General features: G+C 69.1%; 6 protein-coding genes and 1 pseudogene. 5 read left to right on the top strand and 2 right to left on the bottom strand.

Translation table 11 applies throughout. The annotated features are described in order from the left end of the window. The coding region (locus tag A5714_RS14795) for a VWA domain-containing protein (RefSeq protein ID WP_068286184.1) at positions 1-752 on the top strand (752 nt) is incomplete at its 5' end. Between the two features lie 117 nt (positions 753-869). Here A5714_RS14795 and A5714_RS14790 read toward each other — a convergent pair. After that, the gene (locus A5714_RS14790) at positions 870-1,709 is read right to left on the bottom strand and encodes a type IV toxin-antitoxin system AbiEi family antitoxin (RefSeq protein ID WP_068286181.1); all 840 of its coding nucleotides are present in this window, start codon (positions 1,707-1,709) and stop codon (positions 870-872) included. A 150-nt stretch (positions 1,710-1,859) separates the two neighbouring features. On the opposite strand from A5714_RS14790, the gene fabG1 reads away from it, so the two are divergent. The 3 genes and pseudogenes from fabG1 to A5714_RS14775 form a co-directional block, all read left to right on the top strand. Next, positions 1,860-2,624, top strand: a complete 765-nt coding sequence (gene fabG1, locus A5714_RS14785) for a 3-oxoacyl-ACP reductase FabG1 (protein WP_068074966.1) — start codon at positions 1,860-1,862, stop codon at positions 2,622-2,624. 32 nt (positions 2,625-2,656) lie between these two features. Then, on the top strand, positions 2,657-3,466 hold the full coding sequence (gene inhA / locus A5714_RS14780) for an NADH-dependent enoyl-ACP reductase InhA (RefSeq protein ID WP_068286178.1): 810 nt from the start codon (positions 2,657-2,659) through the stop codon (positions 3,464-3,466). Positions 3,467-3,472: 6 nt separating this feature from the next. Further along, a pseudogene (locus A5714_RS14775) lies at positions 3,473-4,502 on the top strand (ferrochelatase); the annotation flags it as partial. Here A5714_RS14775 and A5714_RS14770 read toward each other — a convergent pair. Next, positions 4,474-5,406 (bottom strand): hypothetical protein, encoded by a 933-nt coding sequence (locus A5714_RS14770; protein ID WP_068286187.1) that lies wholly within the window; start codon positions 5,404-5,406, stop codon positions 4,474-4,476. The pseudogene A5714_RS14775 and the gene A5714_RS14770 overlap by 29 nt on opposite strands. A 186-nt stretch (positions 5,407-5,592) precedes the next feature. Here A5714_RS14770 and A5714_RS14765 point away from each other — a divergent pair, with 186 nt between their 5' ends. Further along, positions 5,593-5,949: a DoxX family protein gene (locus A5714_RS14765; protein ID WP_068074958.1), complete on the top strand. Its 357-nt coding sequence runs from the start codon at positions 5,593-5,595 to the stop codon at positions 5,947-5,949. Positions 5,950-5,982 lie beyond the last annotated feature (33 nt).

Here is a 5,982-nt window from a genome sequence, read left to right as displayed (position 1 = left end):
CCACCCAGGACGTCCGCATCCCGCGCAACCGCGCGGTGGTGATGCTGGTGATCGACGTGTCGCAGTCGATGCGCGCCACCGACGTGGCGCCCAACCGCATGGCCGCGGCGCAGGAGGCGGCCAAGCAGTTCGCCGACGAGCTCACGCCCGGGATCAACCTCGGCCTGATCGCGTACGCCGGCACGGCCACGGTGCTGGTGTCGCCGACCACTAACCGCGACTCCACCAAGTCCGCGTTGGACAAGCTGCAATTCGCCGACCGCACCGCGACCGGCGAGGGCATCTTCACCGCCCTGCAGGCCATTGCCACCGTCGGCGCGGTGATCGGCGGCGGCGATTCGCCACCGCCGGCGCGCATCGTGTTGTTCTCCGACGGCAAGGAGACGATGCCGACCAACCCGGACAACCCGAAGGGCGCCTTCACCGCCGCGCGCACCGCGAAGGATCAGGGTGTGCCCATCTCCACGATCTCCTTCGGCACGCCGTACGGCTTCGTCGAGATCAACGACCAGCGCCAGCCGGTGCCCGTCGACGACGAGACGCTGAAGAAGGTGGCGCAGCTTTCGGGCGGAAACGCCTACAGCGCAGCCTCATTGGCGGAGCTGAAGTCGGTGTACGCGACGCTGCAACAGCAGATCGGCTACGAGACGATCAAGGGCGACGCCAGCGTCGGCTGGTTGCGGCTGGGCGCGGCGGTGCTGGCGCTCGCGGCGCTCGCGGCGTTGCTGATCAACCGCCGCCTGCCCACCTAGCCCCACGCCCGTCTCGCGCGCACCCTGCTTGGTCGCGCGCCCCGCGCCGCGCGCCCCGCCCCTTCTTCCGCGAGCGTAAGCACACTGCGATTTTCGGCCCCAAATTCCGCAGTGGGCTTACGCTCGCGCCGCGCGCGCCGCGCGCACGCGGCGGATGATGTCGTCGGGATGGTCCTCGGCGATGACCCGGACGACGATCCACCCGTATCGCCCGAGCATCTCGAGCCGGCGGATGTCCTTGACGTACTGATAGCGGCTGGCTCGGTGCTGGTCGCCGTCGTACTCGACGGCGACCTTGATGTCCTCCCAGCCCATGTCCAGATACGCCTCGGCCCAGCCCCATTCGTTGCGCACGGCGATCTGCGTCTGCGGCGGGGGAAATCCCGCGTGGACCAACAAAAGCCGCAGCCAGGTCTCCTTGGGCGATTGCGCGCTACCGTCGATCAGTTCGAGGGCGACGCGGGCGGCCTTCATGCCGCGCCGTCCCCGATAGCGGTTGACCAACAACTCGACGTCGGCCAGCTTTAGGTCGGTCGCCTGCGCGAGGGCGTCGATCGCGGCGACAGCCACACCCTGCGGGCAGCGCCGGGCCAGATCGAGCGCTGTTCGCGCCGGCGTCGTGACCCGCATGCCCGCGACGACGGTGATCTCGTCGGTCTCGATCCGCTCCTCCCAAACCTGCACGTCGGCGGTGGGCCAGCGGTTGGTGTCGATGATCGCGGCTGGCAATGCCGTATCGATCCACTTCGCACCGTGCAGCGCCGAGGCGGAGAACCCGGCGAGGATGCCGCGGCGCCGGGACCGCAGCCAGCAGGCCTTCGCCCGCACCACGGCCGTCAGTTCGGTGTCTCTGTGCACGTACACGTCTTTGTGCAGCGCCGTATATCGGGTGCGCAGCTCATGAGGGGTCAGCGCGCCGGCAGCCAAGGCCTCGCTGCCTAGGAAGGGTCCCGTCATGGGCGCACTGTGCGCTGGCGCACCGACAGAATCCCCGCGGGCGTAAGCCCACTGTGGATAACCGGCCCGGCACGCACGCCCCGCTGACGGTCGCGGCGCCGAAACGGGGGAGGTTTTCCGGGCGGCCGGCCGAGGCGATAAGTTGGCCGGGTGACTGACGCAGCCACTGACAACCCCGCCGAACCCGCCGCCGCCGGCAAACCCGCATTCGTGTCCCGCTCCGTGCTGGTGACGGGCGGAAACCGGGGCATCGGCCTCGCGATCGCGCAGCGGCTTGCCGCCGACGGTCACAAGGTGGCCGTCACGCACCGCGGATCCGGCGCACCCGAGGGGCTGTTCGGTGTCGTCTGTGACGTCACCGACAACGACGCCGTCGACCGCGCCTTCAAGGAGGTCGAGGAGCACCAGGGGCCGGTGGAGGTGCTGGTGTCCAACGCCGGCATCTCGAAGGACGCGTTCCTCATCCGGATGACCGAAGACCGGTTCACCGAGGTCATCAACGCGAACCTCACCGGGGCGTTCCGGGTAGCCCAGCGGGCCTCGCGCAGCATGCAGCGCAAGCGATTCGGCCGCATCATCTTCATCGGTTCGGTATCGGGCATGTGGGGCATCGGGAACCAGGCGAACTACGCGGCCGCCAAGGCGGGCCTGATCGGCATGGCCCGCTCGATCTCGCGGGAGCTGTCCAAGGCCGGGGTCACCGCGAATGTCGTTGCCCCGGGGTACATCGACACCGAAATGACTCGGTCGCTCGACGAGCGGATTCAGGCCGGCGCCTTGGAGTTCATTCCCGCCAAGCGGGTCGGCACCGCCGAGGAGGTCGCCGGGGCGGTCAGCTTCCTGGCGTCCGAGGATGCCAGTTACATTGCCGGCGCCGTCATCCCGGTCGACGGCGGCATGGGCATGGGCCACTGATTTCAACCACGACGAAGACACAAAGGACGGACATGGCAGGACTGCTCGACGGCAAACGAATCCTGGTCAGCGGCATCATCACCGACTCGTCGATCGCGTTCCACATCGCCAAGGTGGCCCAGGAAGCGGGAGCCCAACTGGTGCTGACCGGGTTCGACCGGTTGCGACTGATCCAGCGCATCGCCGACCGGCTGCCCGAGAAGGCTCCGCTCATCGAGCTCGACGTTCAGGACGAAAAGCACCTGGCGACCCTGGCCGAGCGGGTGACCGCCGAGATCGGCGAGGGTAACAAGCTCGACGGCGTGGTGCATTCGATCGGCTTCATGCCGCAGACCGGGATGGGCATCAACCCGTTCTTCGACGCGCCGTATGAGGACGTGTCCAAAGGCATTCACATCTCGGCGTATTCGTACGCCTCGCTGGCCAAGGCGTTGCTGCCGATCATGAATCCCGGCGGCTCGATCGTCGGCATGGACTTCGACCCCAGCCGCGCCATGCCGGCCTACAACTGGATGACGGTCGCCAAGAGCGCGCTGGAGTCGGTGAACCGCTTCGTCGCACGCGAGGCCGGTAAGTATGGCGTGCGCTCGAACCTTGTTGCCGCCGGCCCGATCCGGACGCTGGCCATGAGCGCGATCGTCGGTGGTGCGCTCGGCGAGGAGGCCGGGGCGCAGATGCAGCTGCTGGAGGAGGGCTGGGACCAACGCGCCCCGATCGGTTGGAACATGAAGGACCCCACCCCCGTCGCGAAGACGGTCTGCGCCGTCCTATCCGACTGGTTGCCCGCCACCACCGGCACCATCATCTTCGCCGACGGCGGCGCCAGCACTCAGTTACTCTAGCCTGCAGTGGATTTCGACGCGGTCCTGCTGCTGTCCTTCGGGGGACCTGAGGGGCCCGAGCAGGTGCGGCCCTTCCTGGAGAACGTGACCCGTGGGCGCAACGTGCCGCCCGAGCGGCTTGACGACGTCGCCGAGCATTACCTGCATTTCGGTGGTGTGTCGCCGATCAACGGAATCAACCGGGCCTTGCTCACCGAGTTGCGTGCCGAGTTGGACGTGCCGGTGTACTTCGGTAACCGCAACTGGCAGCCGTACGTCGAAGACGCCGTCACGGCCATGCGCGACAACGGGATTCGTCGCGCCGCCGTCTTCACCACGTCGGCGTGGAGCGGCTATTCCGGCTGCACGCAGTACGCCGAAGACATCGCCCGTGCCCGCGCGGCCGCCGGGCCCGACGCGCCCGAATTGGTGAAGCTGAGGCGGTATTTCGACCACCCGCTGTTCGTCGAGATGTTCGCCGACAACATCGCGGCCGCCGCCCAAAGCGTGCCCCGCGACGCGCGGCTGGTGTTCACCGCGCACTCGGTACCCGTGGCGGCCGACGACCGTCTGGGCCCCAACCTCTACAGCCGCCAAGTCGCTTACGCCGCAAGCCTTATCGCTTCCGCCGCCGGCTACACCGACTATGACCTCGCGTGGCAGTCGCGGTCGGGGCCCCCGCAGGTGCCGTGGCTGGAGCCGGACATCGGCGACCATCTCAGGGCGTTGGCCGAGGCGCGCACCACGTCCGTCATCGTCTGCCCGGTCGGGTTCGTTTCGGATCACATCGAGGTGGTGTGGGACCTCGACACGGAGCTGCGGGAGCAGGCGCAAGCGTCGGGCATCGCGCTGGCCCGGGCTGCGACGTTCAACGCCGACCGCCGGTTCGCCCGTCTCGCAGCGGATTTGGTCGACGAACTGCGTACCGGCCGCCCACCGACGCGCTTGCCCGGCGCGAATCCGGTGCCCGGGTGCCTCGCCGGGGTGAACGGCGCGCCGTGCCGGCCGCCGCACTGCGCCAGAGGCGACTAGTCGGCCCAGGCCGAGTGCAGGATCGCGGTCACCGCGGCCATGCGCGCCGAACGCACCACCGCCGTCAGCGGCCGTAGCGCGTCGCCGGCGATGCGAGCTTCCGAAGACGATTGCGTGCCAAGCGGTTCCACGCCGGCAGCGACGGGAGCGGCGAACCGATCCGGCGAGTCGGACGATCGGCTCAGGCCTGCGCTGACGGAAATGATCGCATCGACGTGCGCCGCGTTTTCCAGCACCCGCAGGGCGCGCGTGGGTGCGTGTTCCGGAATGCGGTGCTGGCGAGTCGATTCCAGCAACTGCTCGACCAGCCCGCGTGGGTCGTCGATGTCGGCGGTGGCGGAGGCCAGTCCGATCGCGCCGAGCGCGTCGGCGGCCGATCGCACCGCCGAGCGCAGCGTGTACTCGGCGTCGCCCAGCTCGTAGTGGTCCAACACCGGCGCACCGGGCAGCGAATAGACCGTCCAGGCGAGCGCGCACGATTCCGCGAAGCCGGGCTCGTCGTCGGGCGTGTCCTCGAAGCCGTCGTAGGAGAACTCGGGCACCAGCCCGACCGCGGTGGCGGGGGCATCCGGGTTGGCGATGATGACGGCCTCACCGGCGGCCATCGCGTCGCGCTCGAACTGCGTACCGGGCGCCAGGCCGCGGACGTCACCGGGCACCGGCAAGACGACGTTGATCGTGCCGCGCAGCGGGCCGTGACCGGCCGGCCGGCCGGCCGCCGCGCGCAGCGTCTGCAGCAGTGTGACGGTGCCCGCGTCGTTGACATCAGGCCAGGGCAGGCCGGTGTGACCCGCGGCGACCGCATCATACGCGGTCACCGATTGCTTTGGCGCCCAAACGGATAACGCGTCCAAGACGTCGTCGGGCGCGGCCTTACCCGCGAGCCAGGCGTTGGCCCACAGGGACAGCGAAACACTGGGACACCACACGATCACGCAGTGTAGTTGTTTTGTCGGGCGCAGGCCGGGCGCGCGCGACGCGGGCGGGCACCGGCCGCACCGCTCGGCCGCTGTCTGCGCAGGTGCCGGGCGGTGGGCGGGCTCGGCCTCGGATTAGTTTTCGGTGCGTCGCGGCGGGCCGGTGTGGCGCGCGACGGCACTCCATAGGATTGCCGGATGACTGTCTTGACTTCACCGAAGACGTACACGGGACTGGCGGCCTTTCACGCCGTCGACGCGGTGGCCTGCGCGGTGCAGGTGGCGCCGATCAAGAAAATCCTCGACGACCTCGAGGTGCCCGATAACCTTCGGCGCATCCTGCCGGTGGTCAAGGCCGCGGCCGCGGTCGGGTTGCTGTCGGTCACCTGGTTTCCGGCGCTGGCTCGGCTGACGACCGCGATGCTGACGCTGTATTTCGCGTTGGCCGTGGGCGCGCACGTCCGGGCGCACGACAAGCCCGTCAACGTGCTCCCGGCGGCGTCGTTTCTGGCGACGTTCGCCGTCATGACCGTGAAGGGCCCGAGCCGCCGGTAATACGCGACCGCCGCGGTCACGATGGACCCATCG

It is taken from the genome of Mycobacterium sp. E2462 (assembly GCF_001672685.1).
In the GTDB taxonomy this organism is placed as follows: Bacteria; Actinomycetota; Actinomycetes; order Mycobacteriales; family Mycobacteriaceae; genus Mycobacterium.
Note: the sequence above shows the minus strand (reverse complement) of the source record. Positions and strands in the feature narration are given on the sequence as shown.